The sequence below is a fragment of the Armatimonadota bacterium genome, from assembly GCA_013359125.1.
In the GTDB taxonomy this organism is placed as follows: Bacteria; Armatimonadota; Fimbriimonadia; order Fimbriimonadales; family GBS-DC; genus JABWCR01.
The window spans coordinates 42,640-63,717 of sequence record JABWCR010000007.1 but is presented as its reverse complement, the minus strand read 5'-3'; the positions used below and the strand labels follow the sequence as shown (position 1 = coordinate 63,717).

Below are 21,078 nucleotides of genomic sequence, written 5' to 3'. Positions count from 1 at the left end.
TGGCCGAGTATACCGTTGGTGTGGAATAATAGGGAAGCGGTTGCTCATGGACGAGAGAATACGAATCTGGTTTGTCTCCACGGCCCTTCCCGGAAAAGGCGGCGCAGAACGAGTCATCTACCGCCTCATCACGGAGATGGACCCTCAACGCTTCGAATGCGTGCAGGTTCTGCTCTACGAAAGAGGCGACATCGGGCGGCAGTTGGCCGAACTGGGCGTACCGACTTTTAGCAACCTCGCCCAATCGCGCAAGAGCCTGAAACTCCCGTTTAAGCTGCGAAGATTGGCCAAACAGAGCCCTCCCGATGTGCTCTTCACCACCGATAACAACATCTCGTCGTTCTGGTGCAGCGCCATGCGCCGATTGGGAATGGCGAAGGGATATGTGCTCGGATTTCATATGAGCCCTGCATCTCTGGGACGCGCGGCGCGTCTCAGCTTGGGTCTGGCGGCCAAGACAGCGGACAAGATCGTCGCCCTGGCCCCCGCGCACCAAAAGCATTGGGAGCGGCTGATCGGCGCATCGCCCGACCGATTCGTAACCATACCCAACGGCATCGATATCGAGCGGTTTCATCCCCCGGCAAACAAGGCCGAACTGCGCAAACAGCACGGATTGCCGGACGATCGACCCATGGTCGGCGTCATCGCCTATCTAAAGCCGTACAAAAACATCCCGCTCTTCATCGAGGTCGCTCATCGGGTCATCAAGAACGGCACGCCCTGTCATTTTGCGATCGTCGGCGACGGCCCAGAGCAAGAAATGTTGCAGAGCGACGTAAGAAGCCGAGGAATCGAAGAACATTTCGTCTTTCCCGGCGCGGTCGACGACCCAGCCGTTTGGCATCAAATGTGCGATGTCGAGATGCTGACCTCGATCCACACCGAGGCCTTTCCGCTAACCTTCTTAGAAGCCAACGCATGCGGCACGCCCGGTATCGGAACCGACATCGGCGGCGTGCGCGATCTGGTGGTAGACGGCGAAACAGGCTATGTCGTGCCCAGCCAAGACGCAGAAGCTTTGACCGAACGCCTCCTAGAATTGCTCAACAATCCTAACAAGCGCGCTGCAATGGGCGCAAAAGCCAGAGAACGGGCAGTCGAAAACTACAGTTCCGGCGTTATGGTCAAACGATACGAGGAGCTCTTCGCCAGCGTCGCTCAATCGTCCAAATAAGGCTCGATCTCGTTGGGGTCTTCGTCCATCGCCGAAGCCGCCTCGCGCATAAACGCTTCCACTTGGCGCGGATCGTCGGGATTCTCCATCGATTCCAACCGGTCGGAGAGCTCGTCGATTCGTTGATCCTCGGTGCGACCGCGGACAAAGCGCGAAATCAGCCTTTTGACATCGGCGGAACCACAACTTGGGCACTCCTCAGGGTCGTCCGCTGCCAAAACGCCGACCAGCCGGGCGAACCGCCGCCCGCATCCGCCGCACCGATACTCATAAATGGGCATCGCCTAACGGTTGCGAAACGCCTCCATAAAGTCCCTTAGAGCCACCGCCCCTTCCATCGGCATCGCGTTATAGATCGAAGCCCGAATGCCCCCGACCGACCGATGCCCCTTCAATTCCACCAGACCTTCCTGCTTCGCCGCTGAGATGAACTCGGCCTCCAACTCCTCGCTCGGCAAACGCCAAGTAACGTTCATGCGCGATCGACAATCCAACTGAGCGTGACCTCGATAGAATCCGTCGCTCTTGCCGATCGCATCGTACAAAATCTGCGCCTTGGCCTGATTGATTTCGGCCATGCGTTGCAGCCCGCCAATCTCTGTCGTCAGCCAGCGGGTAACCAGCATGATCATGTAGATCGTAAAGACGGGCGGCGTATTGTAAACCGAGTTGTTCTCGGCCTGAACGCGATAGTCCAACATTGTGTGCAAGTTTTCCTTGACAGACTTTAGCAGATCGTCGCGAATAATAACGATCGTTGCGCCTGCGGGCCCGGCGTTCTTCTGCGCCCCGGCATAGATCAAAGCGTATTTGGAAACATCGACCGGCCGAGACAAGAAGTTGGAAGACATGTCGCAGACAAGAGGCGCGGTCGTCTCGGGCTCAAAGTTGAACTCAACGCCTTGTATCGTCTCGTTCGACGTAAAGTGTAGATACCGCGCGCCGGGAGTCAGGCTCAAATCGCTGTTGTTGGGCACGCAGTCGTAGTTGGTCGCCTTGCCGTCCCATGCGACGTTCACAAGGCCCTCGCGCCTGGCCTCCGGCACGGCCTTCTGCCCCCACGAACCGGTTACAATGTAGTCGGCGATCCCGCCCTGCAAAAAGTTCATGGGGATCATCGAGAACTGCATCGATGCGCCGCCCTGTAAGAACAGGATGCGATAGCCGTCCGGTATCTCCAACAAGCCTCGAAGATTGGCCTGAGTTTCTTCAAGAACAGCGTCAAAAGCCTTGGAACGGTGGCTGATCTCCAACACCGATGCGCCCGCGCCCGGCAGGCACAAAAGTTCCTCTTGAGCCTGCTTAAGCACGCTCAACGGCAATGTGCCTGGCCCGGCAGAAAAGTTCCAAACTCGCTCGCTCATGCTCTATCAGTTCGATGCCGGCGCCCGCCCGTCCTGCAAGATTCAGGATCGCTCCGTACTCAAAATTGTGCTACAAAAATCACAAAGGCCGTTTGGACGGGCGCTCGCGGCCGATAAAGCCGAAAAAGCGGCCTCGGCAAAAAATGTAGCACAAGTTTAGGTAAGAACAGCCCCCAGACAACAAGGGTTGACGCGATGCTTTCCCATCGCCAACGGAATGGAGAAGGCGATCATGGCTTGGGAAACGAGAGGCAACGGGCGGTACTACTATCGAAAGGTGCGGGTGGGCAACAAAGTGCGCTCCATCTATGTCGGCAGGGGACAGTTCGCTCGGCAAGCCGCCCTCAGCGACCTTATGGCGCGCTACGCGAAGAAGACCCGAATCCAAGCCGAAAAGAATGCAAAATCGCGCCTGAAAGCGATCAACGGATACAAACGGGCGGTTTTGGAGCAAGCCCGCGCCGCAATGTTCGTACACGGCTACCGGAGAACTAGAGGAGAATGGAGGAAGACAAGAATCCGCCAAGAGCCGGCCAAGGCCCTTGGCGGAGGAATTGCGTCTACTAGCAGCCCGTGCCGAAGTTCTCCAGCACGATGGCCAGGTCGGTATCGTCCACGACGCCGTCCTGGTTCACGTCTTCGGGTCCGCCAGCGTTTCCGAACGCCTGCAACAGCATGGCCAGGTCGGTATCGTCTACGCAACCGTCGCCGTTGACATCGCCGGGCACGCGCCGCTGAGGCGGCTCGTTCACAACGATCTCGACCATCGCTTGCGCATCGCGAATGCCGTCGTTCGCCATCACATGCATCAGATAGTGTCCGGGCAGCGCCGCGCTTGCGTCCAGATGGAGCATGTAAACGTTGTGGCCCAAGGGCTGAACGTTCAGCGTCATCTCCGGCGGCAATCCGTGCACCATGAACTGCACGTTCTGAATCGCGCCAGGCGCGAACATCAAGAACTTGGGCGAACGGCCTACAACCGTGTCCATTCGGGTATTCGACATCACCAAATGGAACGGCAGCCGCATCAGCCCGCCGGGCACGTTGTTGAAGTTGGCCGTCGCCGCAGCAAAGAACGCCTCGCGATACATTTGAAGCGCGCCGTGCGAATCGCCGTTCTGCTCCATCATCCTGGCCTGGTTATACCGAGCAATGGCCTGATTAACGCCGAACATGCGCTGCGCTTGCTCGATCTCGGCCGCTGCGGCCAAAGCGCCCATTCCCAGCACGGCGGTGCGCAAAGAGCGCTGGATGCCTTCGATCTCGTGCGGCTCCAATTGACCAGGATTGCCCGGCTCTGGAGCGACCGAATCGACCCAAGGCAGCGCCTCTTGCAGCGGATTGTAGGACTGTTGCGTTCGGCCGCTGGGCGTCTCGACGGGCGGAGGCGGCGGGGGCGGGTTGCACTCGTTGCCTGCCTGCGGCGTGGTCTTGGCTTCGATTTCGATGTCCGCGCCGCCGTCTGCGCCGCGCGAAGGCACCGTAACGGTGCCGTTCTCTGGCAGCGAGGCCGACCCAACGCCCAAGTCGTCGTTGCCGTTGAGAGAAAGGACAAAGCCGACCACAAATCCGGCGGCGGCGCCGCCGATCGCGCCGACCAGTCCGCCATAGGCGCCGACCGCCAATCCAGCTGCGGCGCCGGCCAGACCGCTCATCACGTTGGTCGATAGATCTGAATCGACTTCGATCAGTGCCGTCCCTACCGACATAGACCGCCTAGGCGTGCACTCGAGATGCGACCAGATCAAGTCATTGATGTTCCAGACCGAGGTTACATCCCAGTTCAAATCGTCCTTCTCGTAGTTCTTGGTCGTTTGACCGCAATCCCCAGCGTTCACGTTCACGGTCAAGACAAGTTCTGCGTTGCCGTCAAATCCGTCATCTTGGTCGCTGGTAAGGGTCAGTTTCTTGACGGTTACCTCTGCTTTGATGACGGGCGGGCTGGGCGGATCATAGCAAGTCGTCTGCGCGATTGCGCTAGCGGCCGTCAAGAGGGCCGCCGTCAGTCCGATGAATCTTGTTAAATGTGTCATGCGTTATCACCTCTAAGAAGGGGTATGCCCACCTCAGAGGCGATGTAGCATGAAGGTCGAAAGACTGGTAACGGCGCTATTAGCACCCCGCGCCAAAGTTCTCCAGCACGATCGCCCTATCGTCTAGAAAGAGATTTTGATCGCGCAAGCAAATCGATGGGCGCGAGCGTGCCGCTCGCGCCCATCTCATCGCAATAGACTAGCCGTTGACGACGATCTCGACGACCGCCTGGGCGCCCTCCAGGCCGTTGTGCGCATCGATGTGCAACAAATAGCGTCCGGGCGCAGCGCTTCCTATGCTAACGTCTAGTTCATAGGCGCCATCGCCCAGCGGCTGCAGTTTAAGAGCCATCTCCGGAGGCAAACCGTGAAACGAGAGGCGCTCTTTCAGCCTGCCGCCAGGCGCAAAAATCACAAACCTTGGCTTGCGATGCGCCTTCGTCTGCATGCAGTCGGTAGACAAAACGATGTGGAACGGCAGCCGCATCAGGCCTCTCACCTTCACGTAGTTGTCGTTGGCCGTCGCCGCCGCGAAGAACGCTTCTCGATACTTCTGCAGAGCCTCCGCCGAATCGCCGAGCTGATCGGCGGCTCGAGCCTGGTGGTACAAAGCGATGGCCTCGTTGACGCCCAAAAAGCCGTAAGCTTGTTCGATCTCCGTTGCCGCGCCTAGAGCAGCAAGCCCAAGAACGCTTCGTTCCAAAGTCTTCCGTATACCGGCGATCTCGTCGTCGTCCAAATTTCCGGGATTGCCCGATTCAGAAACGATCATCGGCACCAAAGGCAACGATTCTTGCAGAGGATTGTACACCTGTTGCGTGCGGACGTTCGGAGGGTTTCGCGGCGGCGCCGGTGGAGAAGTGTGACAGTTAGAGCCCGCCTGATCGGTCGTCGCCCCATCGATAAAGATATCCGCGCCACCGTCTGGACCGCGCGATTGAATCCTCATCAATCCGTTTTCCGGCACAACGCCCGAACCAACCCCAAGGTCGTCGTTGCCATTCAACGATAGCACAAGCCCGACCACAAATCCGGCCGCAGCGCCGCCGATCGCGCCCACCGGCCCGCCAATAGCGCCAACCGCCAACCCTGCGGCCGCTCCGGCCAAACCGCTCATAATATTGGTCGAAAGGTCCGAATCGACCTCGATCAGCGCCGTGCCGACAGTGATTTCGCGCCGAGGCGTGCACTCCAAGTGAGACCAAATCGTGTCGAATATCCCTCTCGCGTGATCAGTGTCCCAGTCATAATCGATCTCATACGACTTCGTTCTTTGTCCGCACTTGCCCGCGTTCACATTCACGGTCAAATAGAGCTCCGCATTGCCGTCAAGCCCGTCGTCCTGGTCGGCGGTTAGGATGATACTTCTTACGAACACGTCGGCCTTGATCACGGGCGGCCTGGGAGGGTCAAAGCAACTCCCCTGAGCGACCGCGACAACGGCTGCGAGCATCGTCGTCGCCACAATACAGCATCTTGCAATGCGCATCACGACTTCCTGCCTCCTCAGTAAAGTCTAACTTCCGATAGGACGATCAAATGGTTGAACGAGCTAACGCTCGACAACGTCAACCTAAACGCCCTGCATTGATTATAACTCGCTTTTCAGGATTGTCGACCATAAGCCCTTAGGGCTAGGCTCTGAAACCATCGCCCTTCTGCCCGTCTCCTTCTCCAATTGCGCTAGATCCCAGTCGTCCAAAAAAAGATTCTCGTCCCGCAGGCAGATCGATGGGATGACGAGCGGCCTCTTCGCGTCCAACCCATTGGAAGCGGCGGCAATGTCTTGACCGGTTATCAATCCGGCGATGCAGACGTTGCCCCCAAAAAAACGATTGGGCACGACCAGCACGTCCAAATCGATGCCCTTGACTTGGTTGAGCGCGTCGGCCAATTGGCGGACGGGCGACGCGGCGAGCGTGGAGGTAACAAGAGCGGCATGAAACGGGGAATCGATAGAAGTCGGAAGGCGTTTCTTGAGCGAAGCCAGTTCGTCCAAAAACAGGCGCGTCGTGCCGACGCCATCCTCCAATTGGGGAAAATCGTCATAAAAAGCGCGACCAGGGATCGAACGAGCGGCGTAATAGAACCACTCGTCCGCAGGATAGGCGAAGCGACAGCCCAACTGCTTTCGAAACTGTTTCCAATAGGGCTCCAACTCGTCCAGAAACGCCGAGGCATACTCGGGGGTAACCGGCGTAACCGGATACAGGCGCTGGCGAAACTTTGTCAGTCCCACGGGCACAATGGCGACCGACAGCGCGCCACAAGCCAAGCCGGTCGATTCGGGATGCAGAGCGGCCAAGTCGCTCAAAGTTCGGTCGAGCACGGCCCCGTCGTTCATTCCGGGGCAAAGCACGATCTGACAATGCGCGTCCACGCCGCCTTCCGCCAGCGCGCGCAATCTCGGCAATATCGGGTCCGCGCCCGCCCGCCCTAGCATCACCGCCCGCATCGAAGCATCGGTCGCATGGACAGAGACATAGATGGGCGAGAGGCGTTGCTCGATCAAACGATCGAACTCCTCCTCGCTCATGTTGGTCAGCGTAACATAGTGGCCGTGCAGAAAGCTGAGACGATAATCGTCGTCCATCAAATAGAGCGAACGGCGCATGCCCTTGGGCATCTGGTGGATGAAGCAAAAAACGCACTTGTTGTTGCACGTGTGAATCTCGTCCGCCAGCTCGAACTCGAACGAGAGGCCGATCTCTTCGTTCTCTTGGCGACGGATCTGAAGGGCCAGCGTTTCGTCGTTGCGCTGGACGGTCAGTGTCGAACGTTGCTCGGCGGTCTGGAAACGAAAGTCGATCAGATCGCGCACAGTCTGGCCGTTAACACTGACTATCCGGTCTCCTGGCAATAGTCCGGCGCGATGCGCGGGGCTGCCGGGCTCTGTGCCGCCAACTCTCAGGCCGTCATACTTGCGCGTTGTCGCCTCGCCCATCGCCGCCCATTATGGCACGGGGGGACGCAGGCCATAATGGCGGCATGAGGACCTATCTGCGGTACATCAATCCCTTAGTGGCTTTGGCCGTGCTGGCTCTATGCGTCTACGCCGGCAGTACGCCGGAAGAAAGTGTGTTTAGACTAAAGGCCATTATGGACGGCGGCTTTGCGACCTACTTCCTCGCCAAGGGGCTCTTCTGCTCTGCCGCGCTCTTCATCCTGGGCCAACTGCTGTTGCATCTGATGGATAAGAACGCCAGCAACCCTTAGAGGCCTACCGCCAAGGCGAAGGCAACGGCCAGCAGAACACGCCCATCGCGCCGCTCTGAGTCTTCAAGTCCAAATCTAGCACGGTGTGATGAAAGCCCGGAACGTCGATCATGACGTGCTCTTTGAGATAGCTTGTGCGCGCGTCTCCCGGCGCCACGGCCAACGGAATGTCGCCTACATGCACCAAACCCCGCGCGTCGGGACTGAACAGCGTAATGGGAACTTCGGCCTCCATCTCGCCGGTCAGCATCATGGCCGCATGGCCGCGAACCATCGCCCGCTCTTGCGCCCCGCCCGGCAAAAACTCCGCCGGCGCCATGCCGCGCCTTTCCAACTTGCGCAGACGCTCCAGCAGCTCCAAATCATAGACGCTGATATAGTTCTCAAAGGTGTTGGTAACATAGGCGTAGTAGCCCTTTCCGCCCGTAACCGGGTTGCTGCGACCGAACGACACGCCGTGCGAGCCCAGCCCGCACGGAAACGTATAGATCGCCTCGGGCATCCCATTGTCGCCCAGCGCGATGATCGTAACGTTGAAGCTCGCCTTGTTACAGACCACCATGTAGCGTCCGTGCGCGCTGGCGTCCGGCGGGCTGACGGCGCATTGGATCGGCATGTGCGCCCAGCGCATCGGTTCCATCATGGGGTCGCTCAGCGCGATGTTGCCCGCCGCGTTGCCCAGCGGCGGCGGCACGTTGACCCGAACGATGCTCTCGAAGCCGGGCGTTGTGTCGACCCGATAGACGCTGATGTCGTCCGTGCCCGCGTTGTTGGTATAGACCGTGTACCGCCGGTCGCCGCGCTTGCCGCTGTTAAAGACCGAAGCGGCCAGAGGCGTCCGACCGCCGGTGGACGCCTGCGCCAGCTCCATGCCGACGCCCGCTCGGCCCTGTTCGTCCGACCAAGCCTTATCGGTGGAATAGAGCGATGCTGTGTTGGCCAGCGTGTTGGCCGTGATAAAGTATCGCCCGTTGTCCAAGAACCAGATACCGTGGGGCGAGAAGGCGGGCTGTCCCAGAAGGCCGCTGGCCTGAGAGATCGGCGGCAGGTTCGGCATCCCGGACACCAGATCCATCAACGGCAGCGCCTCCTGCACCTTGTTGCTGCCCATCAGGGTGATAAACCATCGATCCGCGCCCGTTATGGGATCGACGACGCCGGGCGCGGTCATCACGTGCGCGCTGGCGGCGCCGACCGGAAAGTCGCCCAAATGTTCCTTGGTGTCAATGTCGATGACCGATGCCGTAATGTCGTGCCAATTGGCCCAAACGGACACTCGTCGCCGGTTGCCGTACCAATCGACCGCCGTGCCGCCCCAGCCATTGTGCGGGTTGTTCCCTACGCCCGGGATCAAAGTCGAACTCCAATCGGCGGCGTTAATGATCTGGATCGCGCCGTTGGGCCCGGCGCCGTTGTCGTAGGTTTGTAGGCCGACCCAAACTTCACCCATTCCGCCTCGAGGAGGCAATCCGAGGGGAACTTTACTCGCCCGCGTTAAGGGCATTGGGTCGGCCTCTGGGGTTACTATCTCCAACTGCATGTAAGGATGAAGCTTGCAATAATATTTCTGGGCGCCCGGCACAAGGTCGGGGATCGTCAGGTAGTAATAGCCCACCTCCTCCCAAGGGATGTTGGCCGAATAGCCGATAAAGCCGGTATCGGTAAAACCGTTCGCGCTGGTTACCGTATGCCAGGTTTTGCCTCGATTGACGACCTTGATATAGTCGCCGGGCGAGAGCACGACGCGCCGAGGATCGTTAAACGGGTCGCGGACGTCCGTGCCGTCGTCCATAAACCAAGGCGCTTCGTCCAGAATGCTCACCACGATCTCGCGACCGTTGGGGCGCTGGGGCGGCGGTACACCCTCGCTGGGAACCGCTCCGCCGATCGGCGGCGCGTAGATGAGCCAACGGACGAGGGCTTCCAACTCCGAATCCGAGATGACCTCTCTGCCGAAAGCCGGCATTGCGTTGGTGAAACCGTCTCCGTGGCGGTATGGGCCGTTTCGAACGGCAAAGCGGTACCGCTGTTCCAGCAAGGGTTGGGGCGTCGAGTAACCGTGAGCGATCTCGGGCGCCCATCTATACGGAATCGCCCAACTGAAATAGCCTCCGCCGCCCCGCGCGCCGTGGCACGTTGAGCACGAGGCGGAGTATAGGAGGGCCGGGTCGCGGTCTTCGGAGGCTATCTTGGGCGAGTTGTCGATCTTGGGTTGCGCCGATATGAAGGCAAGGGCGAGGGTGCCGATGGTGGCCGCCACAGTCGCCCGGAACAGGTTTCGTTCGCTAGGGTTCATCGTTGGCTCCTTGGCCATATTATACGCTAAGTCATTAGACCGATTAGGTTAAGCCAGTCAGTGACCAGAAACAAGCAAGAATGCGGGGTTTGGTGTCGGTTTAGCGCCGAACTCTTCTGGGTTTATCCTGCATCTCGGCGCATGTCGAACGCATGTTGAACGCATGTTGAACGCATGCTAAACCTGAGGATCAGGCGCCATAATTCCGCCTATCCATGGCGTTGACGGGATGGAACCGCAGGGAGGCGGCTGGCAGCGTGGGCGATCTGGGCACGGATCTGCCTCTCATTGCCGCCATGATCATCGCCGCAAAGTTAGATGCAGCCAGCGTCTTGATCCTCTTTGGCGCTTTGCAGATCATGACCGGCCTGGTTTACCGCATGCCGATGCCGGTGCAGCCGTTAAAGGCGATGGCGGCGATCGTCATCGCCCAGAAGCTTTCGCCCGAAACGCTGTACGGCGGCGGCCTGGCGATTGGGATCATGGTCTTGGTTTTGGCGGCCTCGGGCGCTCTGGGATGGCTGGCCAAGACGATCCCCACTCCTGTGGTTCGCGGCGTGCAGTTCGGCCTGGGAATGAACTTGGCGACGCTGGCGGGCAAGGAGTTTATCGCCCCGTCGGACGCTGCGGGATGGGCGCTGGCGGCGGTCTCCATTGCGCTCGTGTTCGGATTGTGGGGCAATCGGCGCGTACCGGCGGCTCTGGTTGTTGTGGGCTTAGGCGCGGTCTACTCGGGGATATTCGACATGGATTGGGCGAAGTTGGCGGCGGGCGTCGGCTTTGCCCTGCCTCAGACGCACGTGCCGCAATGGTCGGACATCATGACCGGTTTAGTCGTGCTGGCGCTGCCGCAGCTGCCGTTGTCGCTGGCCAATTCCCTGCTGGCCACGCATCGATTGGCCAAGGACTTGTTTCCCGAGCGGGCGCCCAGCATGAGAAAGCTGGGCCTGACCTATTCCTTTATGAATCTGGTTTCGCCGTTTTTGAGCGGCATACCGGTTTGCCACGGCAGCGGGGGCATGGCCGGGCATTATGCGTTCGGCGCGCGGGTGGGCGCCTCGGTCGTCATCTATGGCCTGTTTTATCTGATTTCCGGGCTTTTCTTTAGCGAATCGTTCCATACGTTGATCATGATCTTCCCCAAGGCGATTTTGGGCGTGCTGCTGTTCATCGAGGGGCTCGCGCTGATGCGCCGCGTCAGCATATCGGGACTGGACGCGCGCGGTTGGATGACGACGCTGATCACGGGGCTTTGCGCGGTCGGGCTTCCCAACGGCTACTTAATCGGCGTGGCGGCGGGCTGGGTCGTGTTCGCGATCTCCAAGAACTGGGAGCTGGAGCGGGATTAAGCCGCGAACCAATGGTAGAGCATGAGGTAGATCAGCACGCCGGTCAGCGACACGTAGAGCCAGATAGGGAGCGTGATCCGGGCGATCCGGCGGTGCTGGTCGAAGCGCTTCGACAATCCGCGAGAGAGAGTGATCAGCGCCATTGGAGCCAGCACGGCGGCTAGCACCGTATGCGTCAGCAGAATGACCAAATAGATCGTCCGCCAGGGGTAAATGTCGGGAAATCGAGTAGAGCCAGCGTAGAAGTGATAGGTCAGGTAACTGACCAGAAAGAGGCAGGAGACGGCGAACGCCGAACCCATGAAGGCGCGATGGGCGTTGATATTGCGTTTGCGGATTTGGACGTAACCGAGGAGCAAGAGGACGAACGAGGTCGAGTTGAGGCAGGCGTTGACGGTGGGGAGCTGGTCGATCCAGTTCATTCGGCCAGCAGTCCGCGGGCGTCTTTGATCATCTGCTTGACGGCTTCCGGGTTGGTGGCATCGTAGTAGCCTCGGATTTGGCCTTTTTTATCGACCAGCGCGGTCTTTTCGCTATGGATGAAGTCGTCCGGGCCGCCGTCCTCGCCTTTGGGCGCGGGTTCGGCGGTCAGCAGGAAGCCGTGCCGCGCCAATTGGTAGATCGCTTTGCGGTCGCCGGTTACAAACAGCCAGCCTTTGGCGTCGGCGTCCCAGTTTTTGCTGTATTCGCTCAGGATTTCGACCGTGTCGCGCTCGGGATCGACGGTGATGGAGAGCATGCGGAAGTTCGGCTCTTTGGCGAAGGCTTTGTGCGCCTGGGTCAGATTCTTCTGCATGGTCGGGCAGATGCCGCTGCACGAAGCGAAGAAGAAGTCGGCGGCCCAGACCTTGCCTTTCAGGTCTTTGAGGGCGATGGGGTTGCCGTCGTGTCCGGCAAGGCTGAAGTCGGGAACGGATTTGACCACAGGCAGGGCGGCGAGCGCCGGTCGATTCTTGAGAAAGAACGCGACGGAGACGCCGCCCAAAACGCAGATCAGGAGCGTCCACAGCGCGAGACGAATATTCATAAAATCACCAAGAGGTAGAAGAGTCCCAGCCAGACGATGTTGAGGAAGCGCCAATAGAGGCCGGTGAGATCGACGAACGAGCGGCGGGCGGCGGAGTAGCGATGAAGATAGGCGCCATAGAGCACGGCGACCAAGAGTCCAAGGCCGACCGCAACGTGCAATGCATGAATCGCTGTAAAGAGATAGAACATGCCGCTGAACGGGTTGGACTGTGCGGTGATGCCGAGCATGAGCAGTTCGACCCAGGCTAGCGCTTGCATGGTGGTGAAGGCGATGCCCAAAGCCAGCGCCCCGCCGACCCAGAGAAGCAACATATTCTTTAGATCGCGGCGGATGGCGCGCTGGCCCAGAAAGTAGGCGATGTCGCTGAGCAGGATCGCCGCCGTGCTGGCCCACAGGATGCGGGGCGCCTCGAAGCGATAGTCGAGGCGGTCGCCCAATCGGTAGAGAAAGATGGCGGCCAGCGCTGCAAAAAGAGCGCCTAGGGAGACGAGGAACAGCAGGACGCCCAAGCGAGTTGTCACTTCGGGATTGGGCTGGGCGTTCGGCCAGTTATCGGGCAGGCGGTCTCGCGCGAGATCGCTCGACGGCGGCGGGACGATGGGTTGTGCGTCGGATGCGCTCATGCCGCCCCCAGAATCAAGAGGATCAGCCAAACCGGCAGAAACGCAACGCTCGCTAACAGGGTCTTCTTTGCGGTCGATTGGTCGGGCTGTTTTGCAAAGCGATAGGCTTTGGCGGCGAACCAGGCGCTGAGGAGGATTGCGCCGATCAGATAAAGGACGGGGCGGTGCAGATAGAGCGCGGGCATCGCGGCGACGGGGATTAGCGCCAGCGCATAGACGAAGGCGAGCAGCCCTGTGGAGCGCTCGGGATTGTTGCGCACGGGCAGCATCAGGAACCCGGCTTTGGCGTAATCTTCTCTGTTCAGCCAGGCGATGGCCCAAAAGTGCGGGAACTGCCAGAAGAACTGCACGAGGAAGAGCAGAAAAGCAAGCGGGGTGATTTCGCCCGTGGCAGCGGTGTATCCCGCCAGTGGCGGTATCGCGCCCGGGATGGCGCCAATGCCCGTGCATAGGGGGGTAACTTTCTTGAGAGGCGTGTAGGCGCCCACATAGAGCGCAATGGAGAGAGCGCCGAGAAAGGCCGTCAGCAGATTGACGAAAAAGGCGAGCTGCAGAACGCCGATCACGCCCCATGCGACGCCGACGGCGACGGCTTCGTCGTAGGAGACGCGCCCGGCAGGCACAGGTCGATTGGCGGTGCGCGCCATTTGGCCGTCTTCTCGATGCTCTAAGGCTTGATTGAGGGCGTTTGCGCTGGCTATCACGAACCAACTGCCGACCAGGGCGTGAAAGACGATCAGAGGGCTGACGGACGCGCCGGAGACCAGGACGCCTGTAAGCAGGCCCGCACAAGTGGTGATCCAAACGAGAAGAGTCACTCGCGGCTTGCTGAGCAGATAGTATTGGCGAAGCCGGTTGGTTCGTTGGCTTACGGTCGCATCGGCAACTGCGGTCGCTTTCATGCGAGCGCCTCTTTCTGGGTCGTTGCGATCGTGGTCATCGGCTCGGTGCGACTGCGGCGTTGGATGACGTAGAGCGCGGTCAGGCCCAATAGCGTCGCGCCGATCAGCACGTGCGTTACAGTAACGTGCACCGACTTTTCGGTCCAGATGATTGCTGCGCCGAGGCAGATCTGTGCGATGACGAGCCCCGTCATCCAAACCGCCGTGCTAAAGCCGGGCTGAGAGCGGGTCTTAGAAGCGTTGAGAAGGTTGATGAAGATAAGAATGGCGATCAAGATGCCGCCGACACGATGGGCGAAATGAACGGCGACTTGAAAGGCCAGCTCCCTGTCTGTAACGGGCATGGGCGCGTTCGGATCGTTGGGAAGGCTGCCGAACGGCGGGATTATTTGGCCAAAGGAGAGCGGAAAGTCGGGGATGGCCAGGCCCGCATTGATGTGCCGCATGACAGCGCCGACGACCAACTGAACGAAAATAACCGCGAAAATCAGTCCGCCTAAACCCAGCCCAGGTCGCTTGACCGGCGAGGCCGCCTTGGCATGGAACACGAAGCCCTTCTGAAGTTCTTGATAGAATCGACTGCTGATAAAGGCCATTGCAAAGGTCAGGGTCAGCACGATTTGGGCAAGGCAGGCATGAGCAACGGCCACTCCCACGCGGACGGGATCGATGTGCTCGACGCCAAAGAGGCGCATCGCGCTCTGCTGGAGTTCCTCGTTCGAGACGACCAATACTCTGAGCCCGCCGAGGATCGCCTGAACGATGACCAGAAAGAGCGCCCAGCCGCTCAAGACTTTCAGCTTCTTCGGCATCTTGAAGAGGAACATAAGGACAAACTGAACGAGGATCATCAGACCGACGAACATGGCGATCATCCGGTGTCCGTGCTCGTAGAAGACGCCGCCCCGCATGGGGGGATTCCAACCGCCAAACGAGGTCGGCCAGTCGGGCACAGCGTCGCCCGAGCCGGTGCTGGTTACAGCCGCTCCGGCTACGATCAGGAATAAGGCGCTGAGCGCCGTCGCTATCGAGAACCAGTAAACGATCGGGCGGCGCGGATTATCCATTGGGCTATTTCTGATCGTACTCGAAGTTCACTGTTTTGCGCTCCCCAGCCTTCACGGTGATTTGTTCGGTCTTAGAGCCGAATTTCTCGTGCCAGACGCCCAGGGTATAGGTGCCGGGCGGCAGATTTTTGATCTCGAAGGTACCGTCGGCCTTGGATACGTCAAAGAAAGGGTGCTCGACGACGCCGCAGTAGGTAACCATCCACTGGTGCACGTCGCATTTGATGCGGATCATCTGTTCGGGCTTCATGAAGACTTTGACGTTCTTCATGCCTTTTCGCGGCTGTCCGATATTGAAAGGCGGGTTGATTTTGGTAACGGCGTGCACGTTGTGCAAAACGGGATCGGAGTTTCGGATTTCGATGGTTTGGCCGGTTTGGACGCCGAAGACGTGCGGTTTGTAGACGCATCCGATCTGATCGAGCACGACCGGCTTTGCTGGCGGCTTGTACGCGCCCTTGACGCCGGAGCGGATCGAGACGAAGCACCACCGCAGGCCGCCGTCCTTGCCAACGACGACTTCTTCGGAGTAGACGGTTTTGTTGCCATGGGCTGCGACGCAGCCGGGATCGTCTTTCATGTTTAAGGCTTTGGGTTTGGGAGGAGTTCCGTTCAGTTTCACTTTGCCAACGATGGTGGCGGTCTGAGCAGAGCAATGCGCGACGAGCGTAAGAGAGAGGGTGAGAATACAAATCTTGGTGGTCATCTTACGGTTAAGGATACCCGATGGGCCAGTCGTCTTAGAGGACGGCGCCCTTCCAATCGATATCGATGCCGCGCGCCATCAAGAGTTCTGAGAGTTGCCCGACATGGCCTTGAATGTGCCGCAGATTCATCATCTGGTGGTCGAGTTTGGGTATCGGGTACCAGTGGAATCCGGTCTCCTTTGCCGAGAGGTCGAGCGCCGCAAGAAAGTCATCAAGGTTTGCTACGACTTCGTTTAGATATTGGATGGTCTCTTCTTTGGTGTAAGGCTCTTCGACGGGCGGGTTTTCCCATAGGCATGGCACGTCTTCTCGATGCTTGGTCCAAGGCACGAAGGCCTCTTCGCCGGTCCTTAGATAGAGGTCGGTATAGAAGATAGTATGGTAGGCAATGCGCCAATAGTTGCGCGGATGCTCGCCAGACAGCCAAAGGTCGTCGGGACATCGCTCGATGGCTTGACGGAGCATGGCGAGACCGGCCAGATACTGCGACTTAAGAGCGGCTTTAACGTCCATGAGGGCGTCTCCTGTGTCGTTTTCGCCTGCCGGTGTAGGCCAGCGCCGCCGCCCCGAGAAAAAGCGCTCCGAAGACGCGCGACCAATGGGTCGGCGGGCCGACGCTCTCCATGGAGACCAGGTCGGCCATGACCAAGGGTTCGCCCTCGCCCAAGAGTTTCACTTTGCCGATCACGTCGCCTTCTTGGGCGCTGACTCGTTCGGGCTCGACTTCGACAACCCACCTGGACGACGCGGCCGCGACGGCGGGCACCAGCGCTTCCTGCACTTGGCCCGCAACGGCCTTGATCTCGCGGTTGCCCACTTTAGCTTTGATCGTGTCGGGCGGTCGCGGGACTGCCGTCCATTGGTTGAAGCCATACTCCATGAGAGCGATGGCGTCGGAGTCTCTGTCGGGGCTGTTGAGGATGATTGCGATTTGTCGGCGCCCGTCTCGCGTTGCGGACGCGGCCAGACACGGGCCGGCTTGTCGAGTATAGCCTGTCTTAAGCCCATCGGCCCATTGGTATTTGCCAAGAAATTTATTAGGCGAGATGAAGACGGTGTCTTCCTGGTTCATGCTTCGCACAATGCAGCAGGTTGGGAGTTTGGCCGTTTCGTTGATCAAGGGGATCTTGATGGCTTCCAGGGCGATCTTCGCCAGATCTCTCGCGGTCGATAGATGCTCCTTGTCGTGCAGGCCGTGCGGATTGCGAAAGGTTGTCGACGTTGCGCCCAAACTTTTGGCCTTTGCATTCATTCTGTCTACAAACTTCTCCAGCGATCCGCCGACATGCTCGGCGACCGCCACGCAGCCGTCGTTGGCCGACCGAAGAAGCAGCGCCTGCAGCATTCCGTGAACCGATACCTCCTCGTCTCGCATCAAATGCATGGAGCTGCTGGGGGTTTTCGTCGCTCTTTCGGATGCGCGGACGATCTCGTCCGGTTGGCAGTTTTCCATGAGGATGAGCGCGGTCATCAATTTGGTAACGCTTGCGGGCGGAAGCTTTTGATCGGCGTTCTTCTCGAAGAGAACTTGGCCTGTGCGGACATCGACGAGGATCGCGGCCTTTGCTTTGACCTCTGGCTGGCGATACGACAGAACAATGGGGGATTGGCCGACAGCCATCCCAACAAGGCAGAAGAAAGCGGGGAGAAGATATGGCCTCTTCACGACCAATAATTATAGCCCAGAGGCCAAAGCAGGAAAATGAAGCGAGATGGAGTAATATCATATCGCTTACAAAAGCACGGAGGGATTCTTGGAGATGCGGGCAGGGCGAGAGAAGGGCAATCGAACGATTTTCCGTACTATTCAACGCCGATTTCTCTCGATCAATCCAAATCTCAACCAGGAGGTAAAAGCATGAAGAACCAAATCTCAACGCCGATGGCCATCGTGATCGTTCTCGTCGTTCTTCTTGTCGTTGCGGCTGGCGGATACATGTGGATGAACAGCCGCGACAGCGGTGAAACCGGCAAGCACCAGCCTACAAGCGGACCGCCGCCGAAGCCATCGACCGAGCCCGGCAAAGTCGGTCAGGCAACGCCGCTCGAGACCAAGTAGAGCGATCCGGCCCAAGCAGAATGGCGGGGAACGCGCGCTGCCTCCCCGCCAATCCAAATGGGGCTATGAGATATAATTAGCCGCATGTCATCTTTGCCCACTGCGCAGCGCCAGACAATCCTCATTCTCGATTTTGGCGGGCAATACACTCAGCTGATCGCCCGGCGAGTGCGCGAGCAGAACGTTTACTGCGAGATCGAGCCGCACACGCTTCCGTTAGACTCCATTCGCCAGCGCAATCCGGCCGGCATCATCCTTTCCGGCGGACCCAGCAGCGTTTATGATCCAGGGGCGCCGGTTCTCCACGAAGACCTCTACACCCTCGGCATTCCGATCTTGGGGATCTGCTATGGCTTACAGTTAATGGCGGTCCAACTGGGCGGCGAAGTCGTCCGAGCAGAGCATCGAGAGTATGGCCGCGCTCAGTTGCGGATTACCGAGAAGGATGCGCTGTTCGAGGGCTTGGCGCGAGAATTGACCTGTTGGATGAGCCACGGCGATCGCGTCGAGAGCCCGCCTATTGGATTTAGGACTACGGCAGTTACTTCCAACGCGCCGGTGGCGGCCATGAGCGATCCTGAGAGAAAGCTCTATGGCGTCCAGTTTCATCCCGAAGTTTCGCACACGCCGTTTGGATCTGCGCTGATACGACAGTTTCTCTATCTGGTGTGCGGCTGTTCTGGCGAATGGACGCCCGTGCACTTTGTAGAGGAGACGGTCGAGGCGATTCGGCAACAAACGGGCGATGCAAGGGTTGTCTGCGGCGTGAGCGGCGGGGTGGACTCTTGTACGACCGCCGCGTTGGTGCACCGAGCGATCGGGGACCGGCTGACCTGTGTGTTTGTGGATCACGGACTGTTGCGGCAGGGCGAGGCCGAGGAGGTTCGAGAACTCTTCACCAGCTACTTCCCTGCCCATTTGGTAGCGGTCGATGCGCGCGATCGATTTCTCGATCGACTTGCAGGAGTTACGGACCCCGAGGAGAAACGCAAAGCCATAGGCGAGGAGTTTGTGCGCGTTTTCGAGGAGACGGCAGACGAAGTGAGCGACTGTCGCTTCTTGGCGCAAGGCACTCTTTACCCCGATGTGATCGAAAGCGGCTCGGCTCACGCGGCCAAGATCAAGACGCACCACAACGTGGGAGGATTGCCCTCTTGGATGCGGTTGGAGACCATCGAACCGCTGAGGATGTTGTTCAAAGACGAGGCTCGATCGGTCGCATTGGAGTTGGGACTGCCGGAGTCGATCGTGCACAGGCAGCCTTTTCCGGGCCCGGGCTTGGCCGTGCGCATAGAAGGCGAAGTGACGTCGGAGAAGCTGGAGCGATTGCGCCTGGCCGACGCCATTGTAATGCGCGAACTTCGGCAAGACGGATGGCTGGGTCGCATTTGGCAATCGTTTGCAGTATTGCCTTTGACGCAGAGCGTAGGAGTCATGGGCGATCAGCGCACGCATCAAAGCGCCATCGTCGTGCGGGCCGTAACCAGCGAGGACGCAATGACCGCAGAACCGGCAGAACTGCCTTGGACTTTGTTGAGGAGAATCGCCGATCGGATAGTAAACGAAGTGGAAGGCGTCAACCGCGTCTTGTACGACTTGTCGAGCAAGCCGCCGGCGACGATCGAATGGGAGTGAAGCAAATATGAGCGCGGTGGCTGCGATGCAAGACTGGACAAAACTCTTTCCCGAGGTTGAGGAGCTCATCCCGGCCGACGCGATCCAGAACCGCATTCGGGAATTAGGGCAGCAGATCGAGCAGGACTACGCCGGATTGGACACCGTGTTCATCGGCGTTCTGAAAGGCTCTATGCTCTTCATGAGCGATCTGTTCCGTGCGGTTCATGCGCCGATCACCTGCGATTTTGTGGCCATCAGCAGTTATGCGGGCAGTCAAGAATCGTCGGGCGTCGTGCGGCTGCTAAAGGACCTGGACGCGCAGTGCATCGGTCGACATCTGCTGATTGTCGAAGACATTGTGGACACCGGGTTGACGCTGCGCTATCTGCTTGACTTATTAATGGCAAGGGAGCCCGCATCCTTGCGGGTCTGTTCGCTGTTGGATAAGCCAGAGCGGCGAAAAGTCGATGTTCCGGTGCACTATAAAGGGTTCTCAATCCCGAACCGGTTTGTGGTCGGTTATGGATTGGATCACGAAGAGAAGTACAGGAATCTGCCGTTTATCGGCGTATTGAAGATCGATCCGCCGATCTTGCGGTAGAGTTGCGCCTTCCGGACGGCTCTTCCACTGTTTTTGGCCTTTTGTCGCACGCTTGCTTAAACTGAAATGGCAAATCTCGTAATCTTGGGGATAGAAGGAGGCGGCACGAAGACGGAGTGCGCCGCCATCACGGACGCCGGGCAACTGTTGGGATATGGCAAGGCTGGGCCTTCCAACCCGAACTTTGTGAGCGCTGAGGAAACTCGGGCCAACATCAAGAGCGCCGTCGCAGACGCGATGGATGGTGTAAAGGGCGAAATTCGGGCAGTGGGCGTCGCTTCCGCCGGAGCGCCAAGCGACATCGGCTGGCTGACCCGACAGTCTCCCAAGCCCAAGTTGTTTCGATTTGACGAGATGCGCGCGGCCATGGCGATCGCCGGCAGCCTGAACGCCGAAGGCGTCGCGGTCATTTCAGGCACCGGATCGAACATCGGCTACTTTCGAGACAACGAGCTGGTCGGTCAGTGCGGGGGTTGGGGCAGTCTCTTGGGCGACGAAGGAAGCGCTTATGATACGGCTATCCGGGCATTTCGGGCGGCCGTGCGGTTTGCGGATGCTCGCGGGCCTAAGACGGCGCTGTTACAGGCCGCGCTGGATCACTTTGGCGTTGCGGAACCTCGGGACTTGGTGCCGGTTTTCTATCAGGCAAGGACGCCTCGCCATAAGATTGCCTCTTTCTCGTGCAAAGTCTGCGAATTGGCTGAAAACGGCAAGGACAAGGTCGCCTATTGCATTGTGGCAGAGGGCGTCGAACAGTTGGCATCGGACGCGATGAGCGGCGCGAAGGCTTGGTTCGACAGAAGCGAACCGGTCGTATGGGCGCTGTCGGGCGGGATGTTTCGGAGCAAACTCTATCTGAGCCTTTTCCGTCAGGCGATCCTATCGCACTATCCGAACGCTCAGATCAAGACCGCGCGACATCGACCGGCGACCGCCGTCGCAAGGCTCGCTTTGAGGGAGCTCAAGCGGCTCGGTTGACGGCTCGTACATGCGCTGAAGAATCGGCTCTCTATGCGGGTTCATGATGCAGAGACATC

21 protein-coding genes are annotated in these 21,078 nt (G+C 59.1%); 7 read left to right on the top strand and 14 right to left on the bottom strand.

The genetic code is table 11. From position 1 onward, the window contains the following. The first annotated feature begins 46 nt into the window (after positions 1–46). Entirely contained in the window at positions 47–1,177 is a 1,131-nt protein-coding gene (locus tag HUU60_05185; GenBank protein NUL82105.1) for a glycosyltransferase, read from the top strand. On the opposite strand, the gene HUU60_05180 is transcribed toward HUU60_05185, so the two are convergent. From HUU60_05180 to HUU60_05160, 5 genes are all read right to left on the bottom strand, one after another. Beyond that, complete coding sequence (locus tag HUU60_05180) at positions 1,162–1,458, bottom strand: zinc ribbon domain-containing protein (GenBank protein ID NUL82104.1); 297 nt, start codon at positions 1,456–1,458, stop codon at positions 1,162–1,164. The genes HUU60_05185 and HUU60_05180 overlap by 16 nt on opposite strands. 3 nt (positions 1,459–1,461) lie before the next feature. Further along, the gene (gene serC / locus HUU60_05175; GenBank protein ID NUL82103.1) at positions 1,462–2,541 is read right to left on the bottom strand and encodes a 3-phosphoserine/phosphohydroxythreonine transaminase; all 1,080 of its coding nucleotides are present in this window, start codon (positions 2,539–2,541) and stop codon (positions 1,462–1,464) included. 563 nt (positions 2,542–3,104) lie between these two features. Beyond that, complete coding sequence (locus tag HUU60_05170) at positions 3,105–4,574, bottom strand: hypothetical protein (GenBank protein ID NUL82102.1); 1,470 nt, start codon at positions 4,572–4,574, stop codon at positions 3,105–3,107. 199 nt (positions 4,575–4,773) lie between these two features. Then, the gene (locus tag HUU60_05165; protein ID NUL82101.1) at positions 4,774–6,063 is read right to left on the bottom strand and encodes a hypothetical protein; all 1,290 of its coding nucleotides are present in this window, start codon (positions 6,061–6,063) and stop codon (positions 4,774–4,776) included. Positions 6,064–6,165: 102 nt separating this feature from the next. Beyond that, entirely contained in the window at positions 6,166–7,518 is a 1,353-nt protein-coding gene (locus HUU60_05160) for a DUF512 domain-containing protein (protein ID NUL82100.1), read from the bottom strand. Between the two features lie 44 nt (positions 7,519–7,562). Between HUU60_05160 and HUU60_05155 the strand changes: the two genes are divergently transcribed. Continuing rightward, a complete protein-coding gene (locus HUU60_05155) occupies positions 7,563–7,790 on the top strand; it encodes a hypothetical protein (protein NUL82099.1) in 228 nt (75 codons plus the stop codon). Between the two features lie 4 nt (positions 7,791–7,794). Here the strand turns inward: HUU60_05155 and HUU60_05150 are convergent, their stop codons facing one another. After that, positions 7,795–10,086: a c-type cytochrome gene (locus tag HUU60_05150; protein ID NUL82098.1), complete on the bottom strand. Its 2,292-nt coding sequence runs from the start codon at positions 10,084–10,086 to the stop codon at positions 7,795–7,797. Between the two features lie 257 nt (positions 10,087–10,343). On the opposite strand from HUU60_05150, the gene HUU60_05145 reads away from it, so the two are divergent. Beyond that, positions 10,344–11,435, top strand: a complete 1,092-nt coding sequence (locus tag HUU60_05145; protein ID NUL82097.1) for a transporter — start codon at positions 10,344–10,346, stop codon at positions 11,433–11,435. Here HUU60_05145 and HUU60_05140 read toward each other — a convergent pair. The 8 genes from HUU60_05140 to HUU60_05105 are packed head-to-tail and all read right to left on the bottom strand — an operon-like array spanning position 11,432 to position 17,430. Then, the gene (locus HUU60_05140; protein ID NUL82096.1) at positions 11,432–11,857 is read right to left on the bottom strand and encodes a DUF420 domain-containing protein; all 426 of its coding nucleotides are present in this window, start codon (positions 11,855–11,857) and stop codon (positions 11,432–11,434) included. The two genes, HUU60_05145 and HUU60_05140, sit on opposite strands and share 4 nt — an antisense overlap. Continuing rightward, positions 11,854–12,462 carry an SCO family protein gene (locus HUU60_05135; protein NUL82095.1) on the bottom strand — a complete coding sequence of 203 codons (609 nt, stop codon included), beginning with the start codon at positions 12,460–12,462 and terminating at the stop codon, positions 11,854–11,856. Before HUU60_05135 ends, HUU60_05140 begins: the two co-directional genes overlap by 4 nt. After that, complete coding sequence (locus HUU60_05130) at positions 12,459–13,088, bottom strand: heme-copper oxidase subunit III (protein ID NUL82094.1); 630 nt, start codon at positions 13,086–13,088, stop codon at positions 12,459–12,461. The genes HUU60_05135 and HUU60_05130 overlap by 4 nt, the downstream gene beginning before the upstream one ends. Next, the gene (cyoE, locus tag HUU60_05125; protein ID NUL82093.1) at positions 13,085–13,990 is read right to left on the bottom strand and encodes a protoheme IX farnesyltransferase; all 906 of its coding nucleotides are present in this window, start codon (positions 13,988–13,990) and stop codon (positions 13,085–13,087) included. The genes HUU60_05130 and cyoE overlap by 4 nt, the downstream gene beginning before the upstream one ends. Further along, positions 13,987–15,057: a COX15/CtaA family protein gene (locus HUU60_05120; GenBank protein ID NUL82092.1), complete on the bottom strand. Its 1,071-nt coding sequence runs from the start codon at positions 15,055–15,057 to the stop codon at positions 13,987–13,989. Before HUU60_05120 ends, cyoE begins: the two co-directional genes overlap by 4 nt. Before the next feature lie 4 nt (positions 15,058–15,061). Beyond that, complete coding sequence (locus tag HUU60_05115) at positions 15,062–15,763, bottom strand: carboxypeptidase regulatory-like domain-containing protein (protein ID NUL82091.1); 702 nt, start codon at positions 15,761–15,763, stop codon at positions 15,062–15,064. 34 nt (positions 15,764–15,797) lie between these two features. Beyond that, positions 15,798–16,277 (bottom strand): DinB family protein, encoded by a 480-nt coding sequence (locus HUU60_05110; protein NUL82090.1) that lies wholly within the window; start codon positions 16,275–16,277, stop codon positions 15,798–15,800. Next, positions 16,267–17,430: a D-alanyl-D-alanine carboxypeptidase gene (locus tag HUU60_05105; protein NUL82089.1), complete on the bottom strand. Its 1,164-nt coding sequence runs from the start codon at positions 17,428–17,430 to the stop codon at positions 16,267–16,269. Before HUU60_05105 ends, HUU60_05110 begins: the two co-directional genes overlap by 11 nt. Positions 17,431–17,622: 192 nt before the next feature. Here HUU60_05105 and HUU60_05100 point away from each other — a divergent pair, with 192 nt between their 5' ends. The 4 genes from HUU60_05100 (at position 17,623) to HUU60_05085 (ending at position 21,019) form a co-directional block, all read left to right on the top strand. Then, positions 17,623–17,823: a hypothetical protein gene (locus HUU60_05100; protein ID NUL82088.1), complete on the top strand. Its 201-nt coding sequence runs from the start codon at positions 17,623–17,625 to the stop codon at positions 17,821–17,823. 84 nt (positions 17,824–17,907) lie between these two features. Beyond that, on the top strand, positions 17,908–19,458 hold the full coding sequence (gene guaA, locus HUU60_05095; GenBank protein ID NUL82087.1) for a glutamine-hydrolyzing GMP synthase: 1,551 nt from the start codon (positions 17,908–17,910) through the stop codon (positions 19,456–19,458). A gap of 25 nt (positions 19,459–19,483) precedes the next feature. Next, positions 19,484–20,041, top strand: a complete 558-nt coding sequence (hpt, locus tag HUU60_05090) for a hypoxanthine phosphoribosyltransferase (protein NUL82086.1) — start codon at positions 19,484–19,486, stop codon at positions 20,039–20,041. A gap of 66 nt (positions 20,042–20,107) precedes the next feature. Next, positions 20,108–21,019, top strand: a complete 912-nt coding sequence (locus HUU60_05085) for a hypothetical protein (GenBank protein NUL82085.1) — start codon at positions 20,108–20,110, stop codon at positions 21,017–21,019. Positions 21,020–21,078 lie beyond the last annotated feature (59 nt).

Bases quoted from the DNA above. Each gene is read 5' to 3' on its own strand.
- HUU60_05185 (NUL82105.1), top strand. From the start codon at position 47: ATGGACGAGAGAATACGAATCTGGTTTGTCTCCACGGCCCTTCCCGGA.
- HUU60_05180 (NUL82104.1), bottom strand. From the start codon at position 1,458: ATGCCCATTTATGAGTATCGGTGCGGCGGATGCGGGCGGCGGTTCGCC.
- serC (NUL82103.1), bottom strand. From the start codon at position 2,541: ATGAGCGAGCGAGTTTGGAACTTTTCTGCCGGGCCAGGCACATTGCCG.
- HUU60_05170 (NUL82102.1), bottom strand. From the start codon at position 4,574: ATGACACATTTAACAAGATTCATCGGACTGACGGCGGCCCTCTTGACG.
- HUU60_05165 (NUL82101.1), bottom strand. From the start codon at position 6,063: ATGCGCATTGCAAGATGCTGTATTGTGGCGACGACGATGCTCGCAGCC.
- HUU60_05160 (NUL82100.1), bottom strand. From the start codon at position 7,518: ATGGGCGAGGCGACAACGCGCAAGTATGACGGCCTGAGAGTTGGCGGC.
- HUU60_05155 (NUL82099.1), top strand. From the start codon at position 7,563: ATGAGGACCTATCTGCGGTACATCAATCCCTTAGTGGCTTTGGCCGTG.
- HUU60_05150 (NUL82098.1), bottom strand. From the start codon at position 10,086: ATGAACCCTAGCGAACGAAACCTGTTCCGGGCGACTGTGGCGGCCACC.
- HUU60_05140 (NUL82096.1), bottom strand. From the start codon at position 11,857: ATGAACTGGATCGACCAGCTCCCCACCGTCAACGCCTGCCTCAACTCG.
- HUU60_05135 (NUL82095.1), bottom strand. From the start codon at position 12,462: ATGAATATTCGTCTCGCGCTGTGGACGCTCCTGATCTGCGTTTTGGGC.
- HUU60_05130 (NUL82094.1), bottom strand. From the start codon at position 13,088: ATGAGCGCATCCGACGCACAACCCATCGTCCCGCCGCCGTCGAGCGAT.
- cyoE (NUL82093.1), bottom strand. From the start codon at position 13,990: ATGAAAGCGACCGCAGTTGCCGATGCGACCGTAAGCCAACGAACCAAC.
- HUU60_05120 (NUL82092.1), bottom strand. From the start codon at position 15,057: ATGGATAATCCGCGCCGCCCGATCGTTTACTGGTTCTCGATAGCGACG.
- HUU60_05115 (NUL82091.1), bottom strand. From the start codon at position 15,763: ATGACCACCAAGATTTGTATTCTCACCCTCTCTCTTACGCTCGTCGCG.
- HUU60_05110 (NUL82090.1), bottom strand. From the start codon at position 16,277: ATGGACGTTAAAGCCGCTCTTAAGTCGCAGTATCTGGCCGGTCTCGCC.
- HUU60_05100 (NUL82088.1), top strand. From the start codon at position 17,623: ATGAAGAACCAAATCTCAACGCCGATGGCCATCGTGATCGTTCTCGTC.
- guaA (NUL82087.1), top strand. From the start codon at position 17,908: ATGTCATCTTTGCCCACTGCGCAGCGCCAGACAATCCTCATTCTCGAT.
- hpt (NUL82086.1), top strand. From the start codon at position 19,484: ATGCAAGACTGGACAAAACTCTTTCCCGAGGTTGAGGAGCTCATCCCG.
- HUU60_05085 (NUL82085.1), top strand. From the start codon at position 20,108: ATGGCAAATCTCGTAATCTTGGGGATAGAAGGAGGCGGCACGAAGACG.